Here is a 20916-nt window from a genome sequence, read left to right as displayed (position 1 = left end):
TTAAAGGTCCGAGCGCGCCCGTTTAAGTGCAGACCGCCACTGAGCCAAATGAAATTCACATTGATCAGCATTCATTTTTGGTTCAAAAGCACGTTCTAATTGCCATGATGCGGCAATTTCATCAAGATTTGAAAACACACCCGCTTTGAGTCCGGCCATTGCGGCAGCGCCCCATGCTGTTGATTCTAAAAGTTTAGGACGCAGTACAGGCACATTTAAAATATCGGCCTGAAATTGCATCAGCATATCATTGCTACTGGCACCGCCATCGACCCTGAGTTCTTTAAGTGGACTAGACAGGTCTGACTGCATGGCGGTCAATACATCCGACACTTGAAAGGCGATGGACTCAAGGGCAGCACGAGCTATGTGGGATTTATTGGTACCACGTGACATGCCGCAGAGGAGGGCACGGGCATCACTGTCCCAATGCGGAGCGCCTAGCCCAGTAAAGGCAGGAACCAGAACCACGCCATCGGTGTGTTCAACTTGGCACGCGAGTTTTTCAACATCACTGCTTTTTTGAATAATCCCTAAACCGTCTCGCAGCCATTGCACGATTGCGCCAGCCATAAACACACTACCTTCAAGTGCATAATGGGCTTGACCTTGAGCTTGCCATGCAAGGGTTGAGAGTAATTTATTGTGGCTATATTGAACTTCAGTGCCGGTGTTAAAGAGCATGAAACAGCCGGTACCATAGGTATTTTTTGCTGTTCCTACGTCAAAGCATGACTGTCCAAATAACGCAGATTGCTGATCACCTAAAATGCCGGTAATGGGAATGTTTGCGCCAAGTAAACCTGTAGCGGTATCTGCAATATATTCATCTGAACTGATGATTTTAGGAAGCACTGACAGGGGAATATCGAATAATTCTAAGAGTTCTTCATCCCAAGCTTGTTGCTGTAAGTTCATTAGCATGGTTCGTGAGGCATTGCTGGCTTCAATCACATGCTCTGCACCTTGCGTCAGGTTCCACACCAACCAACTGTCAATCGTGCCAAAAGCCACATGACCTTGCTCTGCGAGTTCACGTAGACCTTGTGTGTGTTCTAATAACCAGACCAATTTGCCAGCACTAAAATAGGGATCGATACGTAAACCGGTCTTTTTGTGAATGAGGTCATTGAGGTTTTGTTGGGTCAGTTGTCCACACCACTCGGTTGCACGGCGGTCTTGCCAGACAATTGCAGGGGCAAGGGGTTGACCTGTGCGTTTATCCCAAACCACAGTGGTTTCACGCTGATTGGTCAGTCCAATGGCTTTAATATCTTTTGCGAGGATACGAGCAGAAGCGAGTGCTTGTTGCACGACGGCAATTTGTGTACTCCAAATTTCTTGAGCATCTTGCTCCACCCAACCCGAATGCGGGGTTTGAATATGGGTTTCCCGTTGAGCTGTAGCTTGAACTTGTCCATGTTCGTTAAAAATGATCGCACGACTTGAAGTCGTTCCTTGATCGAGTGCCAATAAATAGCTCATATATTTTTCTTTTGCGGTCTTGAAAAATAAAATATTAACGCAATTATGTAATTAAGCGCAGATCAATGTGTAATTGTTTCGAAATTGCATCGCAATTTTTTGAAGTTATGCTATGATGACGCTACTTTGGGGATGTTTCTGGCTTCGACGCTGGTGATGAAACTCATAGATGCATGTCGAGAGCGCATTTTCTCTCGTAAATCAAATTTGCATATTTTAGTCGCAAACGACGAAACTTACGCTCTAGCTGCCTAAGGGCAGCTTGTCCGCATCCCTGAATACTTGTGGTTAGGGGTCCCGACTGAAGCGAACGCACACAAGTCCGTATAAGATCAAGCCTTGGGGTCTTATACTAAATCTTAAAGGATCGCGATTTGTACCCTGTTCGTCGGGTCACAAAGAGCTAAATCAATAGACGATATCTAAGCATGTAGTATTCTCGAGCGTAGTGCTGGCGGACGCGGGTTCAACTCCCGCCATCTCCACCAAATTCCTAAAAAAGCCTTTAAGCTTAATGTTTAAAGGCTTTTTTATTGGCTGTATTGCCTGTCGCTTGAGCAGTGCACCTCAATTTTTGCCTTTTACGGGTAATTATTGGAAAAATTTATCCATTTAATTTTTAGTCTAGATAATGGGTATATAGATTAACTCATAGATACGAGATGCAGAAAAGCACAGCCCCAAGATAAGTATTACCGCCTTTCAGATGAAAATGGCTCATCACTATTAATCATACCCATTGGACAAAATGAAAGAAACGTATGCTATACCGTTCAAGGTGAACGCAATTCTGATTCATTCTGTCTATATCCTGAGGGGGAATTTAAAGAAAGCAAGAGAGCTTGCCATTGAACTGAAATAAATGTATTACAAGTCAGTCTATTACAAATACATCAAGCTATTTTTTAAAGTGGTCGTTGAGAATCAAAGAATAAATAGTCATGATCTAAAAATGATAATTTGCTTTATTCAACTCTTTTGAGACAACAGTGTAATCTTTAATCCCTTAGGAAAATTCGGTTCAAATTGGATGGTATAAACATATTGTTGCAGCATTATTTTGACCAAAGATAAGCCCAGTCCATGACCTTTCTGCTGAGACGATTTACGCCAAAAACGTTGCCCTAAGTAACGAATGTCTTCGGCATTTAAATGTCGGCCGTTATCTTGAATGTGTAAAGTGTTTTTCTGCATGCTCACCTCAATCACATCAGCGTTTGCATGCAATAAGGCATTTTCAAGCAGATTTTTAAGAACAGAATACAAGACAAATTCAGGTAATATCAAATCACCAAGACTGTGCCAATCGACCTGAATTTTAGCTGTTGCTTCAGGATAAATTAGTGCTAAATCATCAAGTACTTTGGCAATAATGGGCTGTACCTGAATGCTTGCTTTGATCTGTTCAATAGATTGATCGGTATTCGATAACATCAGTAATTGCTCAAGTAAATCAGCATAGCGACGGACACTTTGATTTGCTTGATCCAAGCTATATTGCAATTTCATATTGCCGTCCGTTTTTGCCATCAGTTGTGCCAATTGCACATTGGTTTTAATTGCGGTTAAAGGACTCCGTAATTCATGCGCCGCGTATGCACTAAAGACTTTTTCATTTTCAAGACTTTGATGCAGTTTATGGACTAAGCGATTCGAATTTTGCACAAAAGGGTAGACCTCTGAGGGCATGGTATTGGCATCTAAGCTTGTGAGATATTGGCTTGCTTCATTGAGCGATAAATTTGACTGACTTAAATCGCTTACAACCAGATCCAAGGCTTTAAATTCTCGACGAATGATCAAAACAATTAAGCCGATACACAACAGTAATGACAAGATCAGCGGAATTAAGACCGATTGCAAAATCTGTTTTAGCAAAGACTCCCGCAAAAACATACGCTCTGCAGCCACCACTTGAATCTCACCACGGCGTAACACATAACTGCGCCATTGCGTCTCACCTTGTTGCCAAGTACTAAAACCAACCGCTTGCTGACTTAAATCTTTCGGTGCACCGCGTGTTTTGGCAATGACATGCTGTCCTACACTGATGTCAGAGCTAAATAAAGATACTTCGCAAGCGATCAATGGTTCTTGATCTGTGGAATGAAGTTGTTGGACTAAGGCAGACTCATCCAAACTTTGCAGTGGTAATTGTTGAATCAGTCGTGCGACCATTTGTGCGGAGGCATGCAAACGTTGATCTAAGGTGTCCTGAAGACGCTTTTGTAAGTCGATATACAGCCAAACAAACACCACACTCCATAAGCCGATCATCACAGCCAGAAGACTGCTGACCAAGCGCCATTTTAAGCTGTGTGATTTTTGCATGGGATTGACTCAGCAATTCTAAACATATAACCGACACCACGAATGGTTTGAATATAGTCCGCATTCAATTTTTGCCTTAAGTGATAAATATGGACATTCAGGGCATTACTTTCGATACTGTCTTGGAAGCCGTATAACTTGTCTAATAGCACTTCATTTTTAAGTACTTGATTTGGATGGCTCATCAAGGTTTCGAGCAAACTGTATTCACGGCGTGAAAGCTGAATCATCTGATCTTGATAATGGACTTCTTGAGTGTCTTTATTGAGCTTTAAGTGGTCAAATTGAATGACATTCGATGAAAAACCGCGGTGACGTCGGGTGAGTGCATGAACCCGTGCAATCAGTTCATCCAGTTCAAAAGGCTTGGTTAAATAGTCATCAGCACCGACATTTAATGCCTCAACACATTGTTGGGTCTGTAACCGTGCGGTTAAAACCAAAACAGGGACATGAATCTGATCTCTGCGCCATGATCGCAGTAAGTCTAAACCATCTTGGTCAGGTAGGCCTAAATCAAGTAAACATAGATCGACCGCACTGTGGCGGATAAAATAATCCGCATTACGCGCATGACTCACATGTTCTACTGAAATATTTAAAAAATCCAATGTGGCACAAATACTTGAGGCAATATATGGATCATCTTCAACCAAAACAACAAACATAGCGTTTTCCTGACTTCCTACCTGTATTTTATAAATGATTTATCTTGTTAATGCTCCCTTAATTTATGCTTTTGCATAATCAACCAAAATAGATTCGTATCGGGTATTGGAAGTCATCTATGCGTATAGGGTTAGCAGGGTTGTGTGGAATATTCAGCATTTTGAGTATGCAAAGCGCATTGGCTGATTTTTTACCCCCTGATCAAGCATTTGCTTTTCAGGCTGTATCGACAGCGCAAGACCAAGCCAGCTTCACGTGGCGTATTGCTGATGGTTATTATCTGTATCATGATCAGCTTAAAGTCATTGAAAATGGCAAAGCATTATCACTGCAACTGCCTCGTCCACAGCAAAAAGATGACCCCAATTTCGGCATGACCGACGTACATTATGGGCAAGTGCAAGCGACTGTCGCCATGCAACCGAAGCAAAGCTATAAAATTGAATGGCAAGGCTGTGCCGAAAGTGGCTTATGTTATCCAGTACAGCGTACAACCATTCACACCGATGCCGATGGATTATTGCCTGAAAGCAAGCTGAGTCAGCAAAGTATAACGCAAAAGAAATTATTAGATGCAGTCACATCGTCGTCATTACCCAATACTGCAATGCTTGCAGATCCACAGGCGAAAAACACTGAAACTGTAACAGTTGTAACGCCAGCAAATACAGCAGAAGTCAAAGCGGATGAAAATGGTTTAAGTCCCTCTTCTGAAGTTACTGCTTTAACAGAACCTAGCGAAGCCAGTGCGCCAGAGCTAGATGATGCCTTGATGATGCAGTCAAGTTCTGAATCTGTGACTACAACGAATGCTGAACAGCGTACGAAGCAGGTCGATTGGAACAACGACCAGTACTTCTTTTATTTACTTTCAACAGACAATATTGCACTGAATCTGATCATTTTTTTAGGTTTAGGTGTATTGCTCGCATTCTTACCATGTTCCTTACCACTGATTCCGATCTTATCCAGTATTTTAGTGCAACGTCATCGTGGCTATCGTGCCGGCATGATTGCAGGTGTCTTTGTGGTCGGAATGGCATTGATTTATGCCTTGATGGGTTTAGCTGTGGCAGGACTCGGCTATAACTTCCAACGTTGGTTACAAAGTCCCATATTTATTGGGTTATTTGCCGTGATGTTCGTGCTGTTTGCATTGAATTTATTTGGCGTATTCCAGTTGTCTTTACCACAAGGTGTATTACAGCGTTTAGATCAATGGCAACAACGACAAAAAGGTGGAACCTTATGGGGTTCATTCATTATGGGCATGATCTCTGCGCTAATTGTCGGACCCTGTATGAGTGCGCCATTGGCAGGGGCTTTGCTGTTTGTTGCGCAATTGCCTGAACCGTGGATGGGGGCTAGTTACCTGTTTATTCTAGGTCTAGGTGTGGGCTTACCATTGTTGATTGCCTGTGTGTTTGGTGCACAGTACTTACCCAAACCGGGCGTGTGGATGGATCGTCTGAAATTCACTTTCGGTTTTGTCATGCTGTTGTTGGCGGTGTATTTCCTGCGTCCTTTACTGCCGAGTGTGGTTTATTTGACGTTGATGGGACTCTTATTCATCAGTATCACGGTTTACATTTTATGGAAGATACGTCCGCATATTTCGCAGATGTCGACGCAACTGTTGTTCATTGCAATGAGCTTAGCTACTGCAATATCGGGTGGATGGTATATCACGCAAGCATGGTCACAACTGAGTACAACACAAGCCACATCATTAGTCGCATGGCAAAAAGTACGTACCCAAACCGAGCTTGAACAAGCACTGAATCAAGTCAAAGGACAAGCAGTACTCATCGATGTGTATGCTGATTGGTGTGTGGCTTGTCAGCCGATTGAAAAAGAGGTGATGCCTCGTTCCGATGTACAAGCTGGTTTAGCACATGTTGCTCGGATCAAACTCGACTTAACAGAATACGAAGCAAGTCAGGATGCCATACTAAAACAATGGCAAATTTTAGGGCCACCGACCTTAATTTTCTTAGATACAGAGCATCAGGAACAGCGCAATCTACGTTTGACGGGTACCTTTAGTGCAGAGCAACTCTTGAACCGACTTAAGGTAGGAGCACAGCGATGATTTCGAATGAAGCCTTGCATCTTGGACCATTCATGTTGCCTTGGGGACTGTTGTGTTTTGTGTTGGCTTTGCTGGTCAGCGCCATGATTGGACGAAAAGTCGGGCAAAAAGCACAGTGGTCAGCCGAGATTCAACAGCGTTTCCAAGATTCTATTTGGAACAGTGTTTGGATCGGATTAATAGGTGCACGCCTAGTTTTTATTGGATTAAATCTGGAATCTTATCTCGCATCGCCCATTGATATGCTGAAAATTCAAGATAAAGGTTTTCATCTAATAGGCGGTGTGCTGACAGGAAGCGCGTGGTTTTGGTGGAAAAACTCAGCCATGACAAAAAAAGCCAAGGCCATTTTATTACTGATCTTTGTCCTGCTTATGGGGGCAGGATGGACAGTACAAAAAATCATGCATCAAGATAGCCATTATCCAAATTTGAGTTTTCCAAGTCTGAACCTAGCCAGTCAAGGTCGGTCAGAAATGATTGCGCTAAAACAATTTCAAGGTCAGCCCACGATTGTGAATTTATGGGCGAGTTGGTGCCCGCCGTGTCATCGTGAAATGCCCGTATTACAGCGTGCGCAGGATCAATATCCTGAGGTGCATTTTGTCATGCTCAATCAAGGTGAAGAGGTCGATACTGTCCGTACTTATCTCACAAAACATCAATTCAGTTTTCAAAATATTTTGCTCGATATGCAGGGTGAAATGCCACAAGCAGTGAACAGTTTAGGTTTACCCACTACCTTATTTTTCAATGCACAAGGTCAGTTGATTGCGCGTCATCAAGGCGAACTCAGTCAAGCGATGTTGCAACAATACTTAAAGAAAATGAATCCATAAATTAATCATAGGATATGTGTCATGAATACTTTACTTAAAACCAGTTTAGTTATCGGAACACTGTTGACGGTGGCATGTGGTGTCAGTGCTAATCCGAATGCCATTAAAAAACAACTAGAAAAAGAAGGCTTTCAATTTGTAAAACCAATTCCTGCACCCGAAGGTTTAACAGGTTGGGTGGGGCATGAAGACCAATATTCCAATACCATTTTTATTTCTAAAGATGGTAAATATTATATAAAAGGTGAGTTGTTTGATGCCCAAGGCAATAATCTTTCAAACACCCAAATTGAAACCCATATGAAAAAAGCCATTTTGGATGATGTATGGAAAACATTAGAAGATTCAACCTGGATTCAAGATGGCAAAACCGATGCGCCACGTATTGTCTATGTATTCTCAGATCCCAATTGCCCGTATTGCCATAAATTTTGGCAAGAAGCACGTCCTTGGGTAGAGTCAGGCAAGGTTCAATTGCGTCATATTCAGGTCGGCGTTATTCGTGAAGAAAGTCGTGCTCAGGTAGCAACTTTGCTGATGTCAAAAAATCCAGCAGCCGTATTTAATGATATCAATGTCAATCGTGGCAAAAAGCGCCTTAAACCAGCAGAAAATATTCCTTTAGAGATTGCAGAAAAAATTGATTTTAACCAAAGCTTAATGGGCAAATATGGTTTCTTCTCAACACCATCCATTGCTTGGCGTGATAGCAAGGGTAACTTCCAGTCTGCACAAGGGATGCCGAGTGATCTCAAAGAAATATTTGAAAAATAAGGAAAATAGATGCTCACCAAGCCAACACAACAGCGCGTCTAAGATCATGCTAAGCTCAACGTCAACGACTTAAACATCAGGGGGCGCAATGTCAAATTTACAAGATCCACGCGTATTGTTCGCTTTGGAACGTACAGCATTGGCATGGAACCGCAGTGGTTTAGCCCTGATAGCCTTTGGTTTTGTGATTGAAAAATCAAATGTATTGCTACAACTACTGCACCCTGAGGAATATCAGCACAAAATTATCTATGGACAGTGGCTTGGCATTGCCGTGATTGTGTTTGGTTTATTGGTGAACTTTGCCTCAATTTTGCAATATCGTCGAGGATTAAGCTCATTAACCGAACAGGAATTTATTGAGGATTATCATACACAACATCCCGTGTGGCTGAATTTATTGACCATGCTGACTGGGTTTTTGCTGATCATCTCATTTTGGATTTACTAAACTTGGCTGAGCTTCCATACAAAAGCATGCACAAAAATGTTTATTCCTGACAGTACAATTGATACAGCGTTTGCATAATACCCAGCACTTTAGGGTCTGCCAATTGATAAAAAATTTGTTTGCCTTCACGACGTGTCGAGACAATTTTATTGTTCCGTAAAACGGTCAATTGTTGTGATAGGGTCGGCTGATGAATATCAGTACATTCCTCAATTTGCTGAACATTTAATTCGCCATTGATCAACACACATAAAATTTTTAAACGGTCCGGATTTGATAACACTTTCAAACAATTGGAAACGGTATCAACCTGCGTAAATTCAATTTTTAAGTTATCGATTGCGATGTTCATAACGTCTAACCTGAATCATAAAAAGCAAAAGGAGCATAGTATGTCGAGATAATAACATAAAATGACTTGATTAATATATAAAGTTATATAATATAAGTTTAAATATTGTTTTATGGCGCATTAACTATGCATGATTTTGTGACAGCGTTTCTTGGTGGTGCTCTGTTGGGTATAGCAGTGGTGGGTTATTTGTATGTCCATGGGCGTATTGCAGGCATCAGTGGCTTAATTGCGCAGGTACTGAATCCACAGACGATTTTTAAAACGCCTGCAGTGTGGTTTCTTTCAGGCTTGATCATCACGCCATTTATTTATGGTCTTTTTGTACAACCAGAGATTATCGTGTCTGCTAGCCCAATAATGATGATTATTGCTGGTTTACTAGTGGGTTTTGGTACCCGCTTAGGTTCTGGTTGTACCAGTGGTCACGGTATTTGTGGGATCAGCCGATTATCTAAACGTTCCATCATTGCAACTATGACCTTTATGTTTGCAGGCTTTATTGCTGTATATGTCGTTCGTCACTTGATTGGAGCATTCTAAAATGAAAAACTTTTTAGCTTTTGTATTTGGTTCGCTTTTTTCAGTGGGTTTGATGTTCTCTGGCATGTCTAATCCGCAAAAAGTGATCGATTTTTTAGACATATTTGGTAATTGGGATGCAAGCCTTGCCTTTGTAATGATGGGGGCAATTGCTGTGGCATTTATTCCATTCCAAAAAGCGGTACGTAGCAGTGCACCAACCACAGTATTTAATGAGCAGATTGATTTACCAAGTAACAATAAAATTGATTCAAAGCTTATTATCGGTGCCTTAATATTTGGTGCAGGATGGGGGATTGCCGGCATTTGCCCAGCGCCAAGTTTCACCTTAATTGGCTTAGGGCATTATCAAGTTTTATATTTTATAGTGGCGATGCTTGCAGGCGTGTTGATTCACCGTAAATGGTCAGGAGCTTAACTATGCAACAACCGATTGTTCAGGATTTTTTTGATCAAGCGACCAATACATTTAGTTATGTGGTGAGTGATCCGGTAACCAAGCGCTGCGCTATCATTGACAGTGTTTTGGACTATGATGCGGCTTCGGCAACCACCTCGACCACCCATGCTGATGAAATCATTGCATATGTCAAAGTACAAGATTTAAAAGTAGATTGGATTTTGGAAACCCATGTGCATGCCGATCATTTGACTGCAGCACAGTATTTAAAATCTGTACTCGGTGGCAAAATTGCCATGAGTCATCACATTGCCTTGGTGCAAGAAACCTTTAGTGCCATTTATAATTTAGATATCAAGCAGTTTAATGCTCAACAACCATTTAATTATTTATTTGATGATCATGAGCATTTTCATATTGGTGAGCTAGAGGCCTATAACATCCCGACACCAGGTCATACGCCTGCATGTTTAAGTTATGTAGTGGGTGATGTAGTTTTTGTCGGTGATACTTTATTTATGCCAGATTATGGCACAGCACGTTGTGATTTTCCGCGTGGTAGTGCAGATTCCTTATTTGATTCGGTGCAAAAACTGTATCAATTGCCAGCGTCCACCCGGGTGTTCTTGTGCCATGACTATTTACCAAAAACGCGTGATGAATATCACTGCCAAACCGATATTCAAACGCAAAAAGAGCACAATATTCATATTCATGAGGGAACTACAAAATCTGAATTTGTGCAGATGCGTCATGAGCGGGATGCAACATTAAGTATGCCTAAACTGATTTTGCCGTCGATTCAAATCAATATGAAAGCGGGTCAATTTCCCGAACCTGAAGAAAATGGGGTGTCGTATTTAAAGTTACCGCTTAATTTTTTTTAAAACCTAAAAATATTGTATTTCAAATTATTAAAGACTTATTTATGTCTTTATCTTAAAAATTCATATTTATATCTTTAAAGTGAATATTCACTTTAAAGATCTTGGTATTTTAGGTATATTTATTCTATAAAGCTGACTTGTATGATCGGATTTCAAGGAAGCACTGCTTTTTAAGTATTTTTGCTTTCGTTGGCATCTGTTGAGAGAATATGTTGCTAAGACAGAGTGGACTGTTTTTTGCAATTTTAACTTTAGTTTTGCAAATCGCAGTATATTTACAACCGCTATTACCCGAAGAATTTCAAATTGCTCCGGTATGTCTCTCTATTACACATAATTTACTGTCCCCAGAAAAGCACAAACACGTACATGAGACGTATAACGAACTTGTTCATCATCTGACCCACGATCATAATCACGACGATCACAATGGACATAACCATCAATGCCAATACTGTACCGTCTATGGTGATGTTGTCCTACCTTTTGATTTTGAGATAGTTGAAATCATCGATAAGATTCAAGTCCGTCTAAGTTTCTATAAAGATGCTTTCCGACATGTATATTTCTCGCTGCAAAGGCTTTACTTACTTCCACAAGGTAGGGCACCTCCACACACACTTTAAATCCTAATCAGACCAACAATTTGAATTGTTGATTTACCTCGGTATTTAAAGAGTGATTTTATGAAACTTTATATTTTTGCATCGTTTAGCGGATGCGAACAGAATCGGTTCGCCTATATCATTAGGCTAAAACAATTGATCAAATCCCAACAGATTCACAACAGTCTGCGTCATCGTACTGATCTATCTTTCCTAAAGCAGTCCCGAAATTATGGGCCGTTAGTGGTTCACCGCATAATTCCACAATAAGGTGATAGACATGGATTTAGGTTTGACAGCACTTGAATTGGCGCGAATTCAATTCGCTTTTACAGTTTCTTTTCATATTATTTTCCCTGCAATTTCCATTGGGCTAGCAAGTTTTCTTGCGGTCTTAGAATGGCGTTGGCTTAAAACACAAGATCCCGTTTACCGAGATCTGTTCCAATTTTGGATCAAGGTGTTTGCATTGTCTTTCGGAATGGGAGTAGTTTCAGGGGTAGTCATGAGCTACCAATTTGGCACCAACTGGAGTGAATTCTCTCGTATTGCGGGTAGTGTCACTGGTCCCTTACTCAGTTATGAGGTCTTGAGTGCCTTCTTCTTAGAAGCGGGTTTCCTAGGCATTATGCTGTTTGGGTGGGGAAGAGTGGGTCCTAAAACCCATTTCTTTGCCACACTGATGGTGGCAATTGGCACCTGTATTTCCATGTTTTGGATTTTATCTTCCAATAGCTGGATGCAAACTCCACAAGGCTTTAGCTTTGAAAATGGCATTATAGTGCCGCAAGATTGGTTTGCTATCGTTTTTAACCCATCATTCCCTTATCGCTTAGCGCATATGGCTCTAGCAGCATTCCTTGTATCTGGCTTATTGGTCGCTGCTACTGCAGCATGGCACTTACTCAAAGGTCGCCGTGATGCCTTAGTAAAAAAATCATTTTCTATGGCGATGTGGATGATTCTCGCACTTGCACCTTTACAGGTATTTGTGGGGGATATGCATGGTCTAAATACTTTAGAACATCAACCTGCGAAACTTGCTGCAATTGAAGGACATTGGGAAACTAATAAAGATCATGGCATGCCGTTATATTTGTTCGGTATTCCTGATATGGAGGCGGAAGAAACCAAGTATGCAATTGGCATTCCGAACCTCGGTAGTCTGATCATGACGCACACCTTAGAGGGAGAGGTGAAAGGCTTAAAAGAATTTGCCCCTGAAGATCGACCAAACTCGCTCATAGTATTTTGGAGCTTCCGCATTATGGTCGGTATGGGAGTCTTGATGATTTTGCTTGCTCTGATGGGTGCATGGTTGCGTAAAACTGGGAAATTTTATGAGTCAAAATGGCTCCACAAATTTGCCTTATGTATGGGACCTTCAGGCTTTATTGCCTTGCTTGCTGGTTGGTTTACCACAGAAGTCGGTCGTCAACCTTGGGTCGTGTATGGCGTACTGCGTACCAAAGACGCCTTGTCACCAGTATCGGCAGAACAAGTCGGTTTAACCTTAATAATCTTTGTGATCGTGTACTGCATCGTATTTGGTATTGGGATTTATTACATGCTCAAATTGATGGTTAAAGGACCACAGTTCATTCATTCTCAAGCCCATAGCGATGGTGAGGTCATTCGTGCATCAAATCGTCCAATGAGTACGATTGATGAGTCGCTTGAAGTACAACCACAGGAGAAAAACCATGATTGATTTATCCTTAATTTGGGTAGTAATCATTGCTGTAGGTGTGCTGATTTATGTGGTACTCGATGGCTTTGATTTAGGGATTGGTATCCTTTTTCCTTTAGTAAAAGATCGCCAAGAACGCGATGTGATGATGAATACCGTTGCACCAGTTTGGGATGGCAATGAAACATGGATGGTTTTAGGTGGTGCTGGCTTATTTGCGGCATTTCCATTGGTGTATTCGACTGTACTCTCTGCGCTGTATATGCCGATTATCTTAATGGTCATCTCGCTGATTTTTCGTGGAGTCGCCTTTGAGTTTCGTTTTAAAGCGAACCGCACCAAACATTTATGGGATCAAGCGTTTATTTGGGGCTCGATCTTGGCATCATTCTTCCAAGGTATGATTTTAGGTGCTTATATCCAAGGGATTGAAACCACCAATGGTATTTATAGTGGTGGCGGATTGGATTGGCTGACCCCATTTTCAATTTTTACTGGGATTGCTGTAGTGGTGCTGTATGCCACTTTGGGCTGCGGATGGTTGATTTTTAAAACTGATGCACGTGTTCAAAATCATATGTTTAGCATCATGCCAAAACTGATTATCGCCTTATTTGTGATTTTTGCTGCAGTGAGTATTTACACCCCATTGGTACATGCAGAGATTGCAAATCGTTGGTTTAGCTTGCCGCAACTGTACTATTTTAGCCCTGTGCCGATTTTAGTATTGATCTTCACATTATTGGCTTTACGTGCCTGTAAAAGACGTCAGGAATTTGCACCATTTATTTATACACTTGTCTTAGTTGTGCTGGCATATACAGGGTTCTTAATCAGTCTATGGCCAAATATCATCCCACCATCCGTCACCATTTGGCAGGCAGCAGCACCGCAAAGCAGTCAATTGTTCGCCTTGATTGGAGCATTGGTGCTGATACCGATTATTTTGTTCTATACCGCATTGTCGTATTGGGTGTTCCGTGACAAAGTTCGTGTCGGCGATGATGGCTATCATTAAGGAGAATCATCATGAAACTGAATCAAGCAGGCTGGTTTATTGTGCTATGGCTTGGTGGTGTCTTGAGTTTGGCGCTTGTCGCAGGGTTCTTTAGACTGCTGGTGCAGTGGGCTTACTAGAACCTATTCCTTAAATCTGAATCCACTATTTTGCCGGGTAAGATAGTGGATTTTTTTGAGGGACTAAAGGTGAATTGAGTAGGTAGAATATGACAATTTAAAGTGTCGAAATACATAAAATATATTTTTTTATATTCAATACTTCTTTTGAATGATTTTTCTGTTTTTTTAGCTTCTATATTGTTAAAACTAACATGAAGCATTGAAAAAATCTTAAGGAGCGTGAGTGGAACTTAAACAGCTCAAATATTTCATCACCATTGTAGAGTCTGGAAGTTTAGGCAAAGCTGCACAAAAACTTGAGGTTGGCACATCGGCACTCAGTCAACAGATTGCCAAGCTTGAAGATGAACTCTGTACACGCTTATTACAGCGAAACTCAACAGGTGTGACACCTACGCCATCAGGTTTGGCATTTTTTAAGCAAGCTCAACTTTCTCTACGTCATGTGCAATATGCCATTGAGGCGGCGCACTCATCTCGTCTGACGGGTCATGTCAGCGTTGGATTTTCACCTAGTATAGCGTCAGTTCTGGGCATACCATTTATGCAGCTCATGTCAGAGCGTTATCCTGATATTAAAATTCATTTAGTTGAAAGTCTCTCGGGAAATTTAACCAATTTAGTAAATTCGAGACAATTAGATATCGCGATCATTTTCACACAAGATGTGGATGTCAATTGGGCTGTACAGCCCTTATTAAAAGAACAAATGTTTTTAATGGCAAACAGTTGCTTACTTAAATCGTTTGGCTTTGATCAATGTATACAAGAGGGGCGAATTGATTTAGAAAAAATCAATCGATTACCTTTGGTTTTGCCGAGTCAGCGACATGGTTTAAGAAAATTTTTAGATCAAAAAGTCGAAGGATTAGACGTAAATTATGAAATCGATGGTTTACATCTGTTAATGAATTGCGTGAGCAATTTAAATTTGGCAACCATACAGCCAGTCAGTGCCCATTTTGACTATCTAAAAACCGATATTTGTTTATTGAAAGTTGTCGAGCCTGAATTAGACCGTGTGAATTATTTGATTAGTTTATCCGAAGAAGAGCTATCACCTGCCAGTCTGGCAACCAAAGTAGCCATTAAAAGTTGTGTTAAAGAGTTGATCAACAATGGTTTATGGCCTAGCGCTGAACTATTAGACTTTTAGCCTATTTAATTTTACTAAACACCTATTTAAAAGTTGCCTATCACAGCGCTAGGCAGTTTTGGTCTTAAATTACATCAAATTCGAAAGGGAAGACATCGAATGCATGATGTAATTGTAATTGGCGGTGGGAATGCCGCTTTATGTGCAGCATTGACAGCAAGGGAGGCTGGCGCTTCAGTTTTATTGTTAGAAGCAGCACCAAAGGAATGGCGTGGTGGAAATTCACAACATACCCGTAACCTGCGTTGTATGCATGATGAACCTCAAGATGTGTTAGTCGATGCCTATCCAGAAGAAGAATAGTGGCAGGACTTACTCAAAGTAACTGCAGGTAAAACCAATGAGCATTTAGCCCGTTTAGTGATTCGCACCACGGCAATTTGCCGTAATTGGATGCGTCAACATGGGGTAAATTTTCAACCACCTTTATCTGGTGCATTACATGTAGCACGGACCAATGCTTTTTTTATGGGCGGTGGTAAAGCTTTGGTGAATGCCTATTTTAGAAGTGCAAAAGATTTAGGGGTCGAGATTCGCTACAACACAAAAATCAATGAACTGATTATTGAAGATGGGACATTTATTGCTGCAATTGCTGAAGATGGCACGCGTTTTGACGGCGCTTCATGTGTATTAGCTGCAGGTGGATTTGAATCCAATCGCGAATGGTTAAAAGAAGCGTGGGGACAAAATGAAAATGGAGAATGGCCTGCAGATCATTTCATTATACGAGGCACACGTTTTAACCAAGGCAACTTATTAAAGTTCATGATTGATCAGGGTGCAGATATTATTGGCGACCCATCTCAATCACATTGTGTCGCAGTTGATGCCCGCGCACCGCTCTACGATGGTGGCATTTGCACCCGTATTGACTGTGTTTCGCTTGGTATCGTGGTCAATAAAAATGCGCAACGTTTTTATGATGAAGGCGAAGATTTCTGGCCGAAACGTTATGCCATTTATGGTCATTGATTTTGGGAACACTTATCGCAGGATTACAATATCGTATCAATGGTTTAGATTGGGCAACGGCGTGGTTTTCTTCTGCAATCGGCAGTGCCAGTGAAATGGTGAATATCGCAGAACATCATCATGCGCAAGTGGATAAAGTTGTTGCTGCGCATAGTTTGAGAATCGTGGCACTTGTGGTGCTTGTACCAATCGTTTTAGCAGCATTATTTGATATTCATTGGGTGAGTCTAGACCCACACATCATTGATCACTTTGGAATTGTGCAAATTCTTCTATTATTTGCTATGGCCTGTTTGATTGCGCAAATATTTCAAAAATTCAATTTATTAAATGCGTGGGTTCTCGGACCATTAGTTATGGTGGGATTTCTTTCATTTTTCGGAGCATTGGAATTAAAATTTCCGACGTGGTTTACGGCCTTTGGACAAATATGTATAGGCTGGTCATTAGGCACAAAGTTTCCTTTTGGCTTTTTAAAAAGCCATAAAAAATTCATCGCCATCACGACCATTTTGAATTTGTTGGCATTAGGATTATCCATCCTGTTTGCATTGTTCTTGATGTATATCAGTCATGCTAATGGGAAGATTTTAGTTTTAGGCTTATCTCCCGGCGGCATTGCAGAAATGTCTTTAATGGCAAAAGCCCTTGGATTAGCTGTGCCTATCGTGGTTGCGTTTCAACTATCACGGCTGATTTTTGTGATATTGACCACCAATTATTTCTATCAATTAAGCAAAAAAATATTTTTTAAAACAACAGATAAGCCTTAATTATCCCCAATTCAATCTTTGATTCAGATGAATTCAATAGAACGCTTTTTATAGCTTGGATTTGAAATACAGCGGGGTAGAAGTTTGAAAAATATGCGATAAATGTAAGATAGTTGAAAAATGGTTTTAAATAATGGCTTGAAAGTGAAGATGAGCAAGAGGGATCAATTTGATTCAGGACTGCTCTCGTCAGTCCCTTATTATTTTAATGCCGTTTTAGATCAGTAAATTTTAAATTTCATTATTATGCAAAATTCGAAGATTTAAAGATTTAACGTCAAAATTAAATTTCGCGCCAAACATCATTCTTATCTTTGAATGAAATCATAAAGTTAAATTTATCATCATTGCTTACCAACAGACCTTCTGGCGTTTGCATAATCACTTTCAGAACGGTACCAGTTTCAAAAACCAAAGGACTGCAATTTTCTTTATTTAATGTAATTGGTTTGAGTAATTCAACAATTGCACTTTCCATTTTACTTCCCCAAGCATAGGCTGTTAATTGAACTTAGCATATTATTGGTGAAGAAACATGTTTTGTAAATGATGTGAGCTCCATCGCAGAAAAAAAATTTTTTAGAAATTTCCATAACTTAAGTTTAAATAATGGTTAAATAAATTAAGGTTTTTTAATCTATTGATATCAAAAATAATTTTAAAATATGACAAACTTTTTAACTGTAATTATATGTCCTAAGGTGTGTTTTTTGTTCCACAAACAATGACCAGATCATCAAAAGGGCATGATCAATAATGAATTTAAGGTGAACTTCAGTTTTCATCCTTAAGCTAACCGAATGATGTGTCGTCTTGTATTTGATTGTTAAATTTCAGATTAAACAGCGTTAAATCTTCAATCTGAACAAGAAAATTAATGAAATAAAACTTATCATCAGCAACTCAAACTAAAAACAAAGATTCAGGGAAATGTAGGACCAATGTTTAAATCTTTTTTTCCAAATCCAAAATGGTTTTTTGGATCATTCCTTATATGGTTCGTGATCAATATTGTCTTGTGGTATAGCGGTGGCAATAGTTGGGGTACGATGTTTGGTTTAGCTGCAAATTATCATCAAGCAGAACTGCCTATTGGTATTAGCCGATTTTGGAGTCCCAAATTTTTATGGTTCTATGCTTGGTTTTTTGTAGCAACGGCGCTTTTTGCAGCCTTTTGGAAGATTAAATCAGATAATCCTTGGCAACGATGGTCTGTGTGGGGAACCGCATTTATCCTGTTTAATGTTTGGTTTAGTGTGGAATGTAATGTCGTAATTAATGCTTGGTATAACCCATTCTATGATCTGATCCAGAAGATGCTTTCAGGTGGTGGGGGCGAAGTGGCGACGCTATATTCAGAGACGCTGACTTTTCTCTATGTGGCCATGGTATATGTCACACTGGCGGTATTGAACCTGTTTTTCGTTAGTCATTATGTTTTTCGTTGGCGTACCGCAATGAATGACTTTTATACTGCACATTGGGAAAAACTGAGAACCATCGAAGGTGCCTCACAGCGTATTCAAGAAGACACGATGCGTTTTGCGAGAACCACAGAAGGACTTGGGGTTAGCTTGGTTGAATCGGTGATGACCTTAATTGCATTTCTACCTGTGTTGTTAACTTTATCAACACATGTAAAGAAATTACCTGTCGTGGGGGAAATCACCTATGCATTGGTTTGGGCGGCAGTCCTTTGGGCAGTATTAGGGACGGTTATTTTAATGCTTGTGGGTTATAAACTACCGGGTTTGGAGTTTAATAATCAAAAAGTCGAAGCAGCATATCGTAAAGAATTAGTTTATGGTGAAGATTATGCAGATCGAGCAGACCCTCTCACATTAAAAGAATTATTTGGTAAAGTCCGATTTAATTATTTTAGACTGTATTTTCACTATGCTTATTTCAACCTCGTTCGTATTTGGTATATGCAGCTTGATAATATTTATGGGTTCTTTGTATTGTTTCCAAGTATTGCAGCGGGAACAATCACGCTCGGTATATTAATGCAAATTTTAAATGTCTTTGGGCGTGTACGTGATTCTTTGCAATACCTGATTTCCTCGTGGACAACCATTATTGAACTGATTTCTATTTATAAGCGTTTAAGAGCATTTGAAGATAAAATTAATAATTGAATTAATAAATTTACAATAGGCCTAGTTGCACAAAGTAATTCATAAAGGCTTCTTTAGCGATCTAATTTCCAAATGAAGAGGCCTCTAGCTAGAATTTACAGCATAATCAATAGGTATTGAATTAAATTATTAGGGTATACCTTTAGTACTAGGAATTTTAATAGTCTACTCAATGATATTTATGCCCCTGAAGTGGCCTTAAATAAATTTATAAAATGAGTTCAAACTTATGCCCAAGTTGCTATTTAATTCGGACTCCTATACCTAGGTTGTATGCATCAAATCTTTGGTCAAAACAATTATTTCAAGAAAAAACAATAATTGTTTACTTGTGTAAATATTGTGCGTTTTATGTATATTTATTGTTCGTTAGGTTTGTTTTTATTAATGTTTAAGCACAATCTGGATACTTTTAATAACATTTTATTGGCATTTTGTTTGGTTAAATTGCAAATTAAGTCACAAAAATAACAAATATTGTCTAAAAAAATACATTTTTTCTTATGTTAATTAACATTAGCTTTAATATTTGAGTCGTAATAAAAAAAAACAGAGATTTTTTACAAAATTTGGTGAACTGTTTGGCACTAATGTGTGTTTTTTATATACATAATTAGTGAATTCTAGGAACGGTGAAAATGCCTTTCTAAGTGTTATTAAAACAATTTATAGATCAAAAAAAAACTTTCAAAAATTAAGCCCAATAAGGAGAAATTCCATGTTGCAGGTGCAAATAGTATCAAAAGAGCACCACACAATACTTGAGAATTTGCAAACAAGTAGTGTTGTGTTGAAAGAGGCTTCTGTTGTTGTTATTCACACATCCAGAGAAAATGTTGCAAGCGTTGAGCGAGTGGGTAATTCATTAATCATTAAAACCCACGATGGTGAGCAATTAGTTATTGAAAACTATTTTTCAGATAATCCTGATTTAAATGATGTTGTTTTGGAGGAGAATGACAGATTATATTTGCTTGAAACTGTAAATGATTCAGTTGGGCAATTAACGGTAAATTATAATCCAATAGATGAAATAGACCCATTATTATATGACGATAGTTCGGCTGGTTTATGGGCTTGGCTTGCACCAGTGGTGACAGCAGCTGGAATTGCACTTTGGGCTGGTCATGATTCAGGAAGTTCTTCAAAATCTAAAGATACCACTGCACCATCTGCACCAACCGATGTAGTGATATCGGAAGACGGTACAACGGTTACAGGTAAAGGTGAACCTGGATCAACTGTTAAAATAAGAGATAAAGATGGCACCGTGATTGGTACTGGTACTGTTGATTCTGCAGGAAATTTTGAAGTTGAATTGAAAGATCCATTAACTAATGGTGAAAAAGTAGATGTTACACTAACAGATAAAGCTGGCAACGAATCTGAACCAACGGAAGCGACTGCGCCAGATACAACAGCGCCAGCAGCACCAACAGATGTAGCGGTATCAGAAGACGGTACAACAGTTACAGGTAAAGGTGAGCCTGGCTCCACGGTAGAAATCAAAGACCAAGACGGCAATGTGATTGGTACAGGAACTGTGGATAGCAATGGTGATTTTAGTGTTGAATTGAAAGATCCATTAATTAATGGTGAAAAAGTAGATGTTACAC

Annotated in this window: 19 protein-coding genes, 1 other RNA gene and 2 pseudogenes; 17 read left to right on the top strand and 5 right to left on the bottom strand. The window is 39.9% G+C overall.

Going from position 1 to position 20916, the window contains the following annotated elements:
• Nucleotides 1–1485, bottom strand: a complete 1485-nt coding sequence (glpK, locus tag FTU34_RS14680; RefSeq protein WP_180035486.1) for a glycerol kinase GlpK — start codon at nt 1483–1485, stop codon at nt 1–3.
• A gap of 128 nt (nt 1486–1613) precedes the next feature.
• On the opposite strand from glpK, the gene ssrA reads away from it, so the two are divergent.
• Nucleotides 1614–1973, top strand: a transfer-messenger RNA (tmRNA) gene (gene ssrA / locus FTU34_RS14675).
• Between the two features lie 481 nt (nt 1974–2454).
• Here the strand turns inward: ssrA and FTU34_RS14670 are convergent.
• Complete coding sequence (locus FTU34_RS14670; RefSeq protein ID WP_180035487.1) at nt 2455–3816, bottom strand: ATP-binding protein; 1362 nt, start codon at nt 3814–3816, stop codon at nt 2455–2457.
• Nucleotides 3795–4484, bottom strand: coding sequence for a response regulator transcription factor (locus FTU34_RS14665; RefSeq protein WP_180035488.1), 690 nt, complete (start codon nt 4482–4484; stop codon nt 3795–3797). Before FTU34_RS14665 ends, FTU34_RS14670 begins: the two co-directional genes overlap by 22 nt.
• A 119-nt stretch (nt 4485–4603) precedes the next feature.
• On the opposite strand from FTU34_RS14665, the gene dsbD reads away from it, so the two are divergent.
• From dsbD to FTU34_RS14645, 4 genes are all read left to right on the top strand, one after another.
• Nucleotides 4604–6577 (top strand): protein-disulfide reductase DsbD, encoded by a 1974-nt coding sequence (gene dsbD, locus FTU34_RS14660; RefSeq protein WP_180035489.1) that lies wholly within the window; start codon nt 4604–4606, stop codon nt 6575–6577.
• On the top strand, nt 6574–7416 hold the full coding sequence (locus FTU34_RS14655) for a TlpA disulfide reductase family protein (protein WP_180035490.1): 843 nt from the start codon (nt 6574–6576) through the stop codon (nt 7414–7416). The genes dsbD and FTU34_RS14655 overlap by 4 nt, the downstream gene beginning before the upstream one ends.
• Before the next feature lie 21 nt (nt 7417–7437).
• The gene (gene dsbG, locus FTU34_RS14650; protein WP_180035491.1) at nt 7438–8190 is read left to right on the top strand and encodes a thiol:disulfide interchange protein DsbG; all 753 of its coding nucleotides are present in this window, start codon (nt 7438–7440) and stop codon (nt 8188–8190) included.
• A gap of 88 nt (nt 8191–8278) precedes the next feature.
• Nucleotides 8279–8641, top strand: coding sequence for a YidH family protein (locus FTU34_RS14645; protein WP_180035492.1), 363 nt, complete (start codon nt 8279–8281; stop codon nt 8639–8641).
• A gap of 40 nt (nt 8642–8681) precedes the next feature.
• Here the strand turns inward: FTU34_RS14645 and FTU34_RS14640 are convergent, their stop codons facing one another.
• The gene (locus tag FTU34_RS14640; RefSeq protein WP_120367942.1) at nt 8682–8993 is read right to left on the bottom strand and encodes a metalloregulator ArsR/SmtB family transcription factor; all 312 of its coding nucleotides are present in this window, start codon (nt 8991–8993) and stop codon (nt 8682–8684) included.
• Between the two features lie 126 nt (nt 8994–9119).
• Between FTU34_RS14640 and FTU34_RS14635 the strand changes: the two genes are divergently transcribed.
• From FTU34_RS14635 to FTU34_RS14595, 10 genes and pseudogenes are all read left to right on the top strand, one after another.
• Nucleotides 9120–9536 (top strand): YeeE/YedE family protein, encoded by a 417-nt coding sequence (locus FTU34_RS14635; protein ID WP_180035493.1) that lies wholly within the window; start codon nt 9120–9122, stop codon nt 9534–9536.
• Between the two features lies 1 nt (nt 9537).
• The gene (locus FTU34_RS14630; RefSeq protein ID WP_078193079.1) at nt 9538–9954 is read left to right on the top strand and encodes a DUF6691 family protein; all 417 of its coding nucleotides are present in this window, start codon (nt 9538–9540) and stop codon (nt 9952–9954) included.
• A gap of 2 nt (nt 9955–9956) precedes the next feature.
• Complete coding sequence (locus FTU34_RS14625; protein ID WP_180035494.1) at nt 9957–10823, top strand: MBL fold metallo-hydrolase; 867 nt, start codon at nt 9957–9959, stop codon at nt 10821–10823.
• 212 nt (nt 10824–11035) lie between these two features.
• Nucleotides 11036–11449, top strand: coding sequence for a DUF2946 domain-containing protein (locus FTU34_RS17920; RefSeq protein WP_078193302.1), 414 nt, complete (start codon nt 11036–11038; stop codon nt 11447–11449).
• A 259-nt stretch (nt 11450–11708) separates the two neighbouring features.
• A complete protein-coding gene (locus FTU34_RS14620; RefSeq protein WP_180035495.1) occupies nt 11709–13139 on the top strand; it encodes a cytochrome ubiquinol oxidase subunit I in 1431 nt (476 codons plus the stop codon).
• Complete coding sequence (gene cydB / locus FTU34_RS14615; protein WP_180035496.1) at nt 13132–14136, top strand: cytochrome d ubiquinol oxidase subunit II; 1005 nt, start codon at nt 13132–13134, stop codon at nt 14134–14136. The genes FTU34_RS14620 and cydB overlap by 8 nt, the downstream gene beginning before the upstream one ends.
• Before the next feature lie 11 nt (nt 14137–14147).
• Nucleotides 14148–14255: a DUF2474 family protein gene (locus FTU34_RS14610; protein ID WP_111886050.1), complete on the top strand. Its 108-nt coding sequence runs from the start codon at nt 14148–14150 to the stop codon at nt 14253–14255.
• A gap of 226 nt (nt 14256–14481) precedes the next feature.
• On the top strand, nt 14482–15414 hold the full coding sequence (locus FTU34_RS14605) for a LysR family transcriptional regulator (protein WP_180035497.1): 933 nt from the start codon (nt 14482–14484) through the stop codon (nt 15412–15414).
• Nucleotides 15415–15513: 99 nt separating this feature from the next.
• Nucleotides 15514–16383 (top strand): annotated as a pseudogene (gene tcuA, locus FTU34_RS14600) (FAD-dependent tricarballylate dehydrogenase TcuA); the annotation flags it as partial.
• Nucleotides 16380–17162: pseudogene (locus FTU34_RS14595) on the top strand (AbrB family transcriptional regulator); the annotation flags it as partial. The pseudogenes tcuA and FTU34_RS14595, both read left to right, overlap by 4 nt.
• A 283-nt stretch (nt 17163–17445) precedes the next feature.
• On the opposite strand, the gene FTU34_RS14590 reads toward FTU34_RS14595, so the two are convergent.
• On the bottom strand, nt 17446–17640 hold the full coding sequence (locus FTU34_RS14590; RefSeq protein WP_078193067.1) for a hypothetical protein: 195 nt from the start codon (nt 17638–17640) through the stop codon (nt 17446–17448).
• A gap of 463 nt (nt 17641–18103) precedes the next feature.
• Here FTU34_RS14590 and sbmA point away from each other — a divergent pair, with 463 nt between their 5' ends.
• Both sbmA and FTU34_RS14580 read left to right on the top strand, forming a co-directional pair.
• Nucleotides 18104–19300, top strand: a complete 1197-nt coding sequence (gene sbmA / locus FTU34_RS14585; protein ID WP_180035498.1) for a peptide antibiotic transporter SbmA — start codon at nt 18104–18106, stop codon at nt 19298–19300.
• Between the two features lie 718 nt (nt 19301–20018).
• Nucleotides 20019–20916, top strand: an 898-nt coding sequence (locus FTU34_RS14580) for an Ig-like domain-containing protein (RefSeq protein ID WP_180035499.1), incomplete at its 3' end; no start/stop codon positions are given.

This window comes from Acinetobacter sp. YH12094, from assembly GCF_013419295.1.
In the GTDB taxonomy this organism is placed as follows: Bacteria; Pseudomonadota; Gammaproteobacteria; order Pseudomonadales; family Moraxellaceae; genus Acinetobacter; species Acinetobacter amyesii.
Note: the sequence above shows the minus strand (reverse complement) of the source record. Positions and strands in the feature narration are given on the sequence as shown.

Excerpts from the sequence above, each read along its gene's own strand:
- FTU34_RS14610 (WP_111886050.1), top strand. The coding sequence starts at position 14,148 with ATGAAACTGAATCAAGCAGGCTGGTTTATTGTGCTATGGCTTGGTGGT.
- FTU34_RS14625 (WP_180035494.1), top strand. The coding sequence starts at position 9,957 with ATGCAACAACCGATTGTTCAGGATTTTTTTGATCAAGCGACCAATACA.
- FTU34_RS14655 (WP_180035490.1), top strand. The coding sequence starts at position 6,574 with ATGATTTCGAATGAAGCCTTGCATCTTGGACCATTCATGTTGCCTTGG.
- FTU34_RS14670 (WP_180035487.1), bottom strand. The coding sequence starts at position 3,816 with ATGCAAAAATCACACAGCTTAAAATGGCGCTTGGTCAGCAGTCTTCTG.
- sbmA (WP_180035498.1), top strand. The coding sequence starts at position 18,104 with ATGTTTAAATCTTTTTTTCCAAATCCAAAATGGTTTTTTGGATCATTC.
- FTU34_RS14665 (WP_180035488.1), bottom strand. The coding sequence starts at position 4,484 with ATGTTTGTTGTTTTGGTTGAAGATGATCCATATATTGCCTCAAGTATT.
- FTU34_RS14635 (WP_180035493.1), top strand. The coding sequence starts at position 9,120 with ATGCATGATTTTGTGACAGCGTTTCTTGGTGGTGCTCTGTTGGGTATA.
- FTU34_RS14620 (WP_180035495.1), top strand. The coding sequence starts at position 11,709 with ATGGATTTAGGTTTGACAGCACTTGAATTGGCGCGAATTCAATTCGCT.
- glpK (WP_180035486.1), bottom strand. The coding sequence starts at position 1,485 with ATGAGCTATTTATTGGCACTCGATCAAGGAACGACTTCAAGTCGTGCG.
- FTU34_RS14645 (WP_180035492.1), top strand. The coding sequence starts at position 8,279 with ATGTCAAATTTACAAGATCCACGCGTATTGTTCGCTTTGGAACGTACA.
- dsbG (WP_180035491.1), top strand. The coding sequence starts at position 7,438 with ATGAATACTTTACTTAAAACCAGTTTAGTTATCGGAACACTGTTGACG.
- FTU34_RS14640 (WP_120367942.1), bottom strand. The coding sequence starts at position 8,993 with ATGAACATCGCAATCGATAACTTAAAAATTGAATTTACGCAGGTTGAT.
- dsbD (WP_180035489.1), top strand. The coding sequence starts at position 4,604 with ATGCGTATAGGGTTAGCAGGGTTGTGTGGAATATTCAGCATTTTGAGT.
- FTU34_RS14630 (WP_078193079.1), top strand. The coding sequence starts at position 9,538 with ATGAAAAACTTTTTAGCTTTTGTATTTGGTTCGCTTTTTTCAGTGGGT.
- cydB (WP_180035496.1), top strand. The coding sequence starts at position 13,132 with ATGATTGATTTATCCTTAATTTGGGTAGTAATCATTGCTGTAGGTGTG.
- FTU34_RS14590 (WP_078193067.1), bottom strand. The coding sequence starts at position 17,640 with ATGGAAAGTGCAATTGTTGAATTACTCAAACCAATTACATTAAATAAA.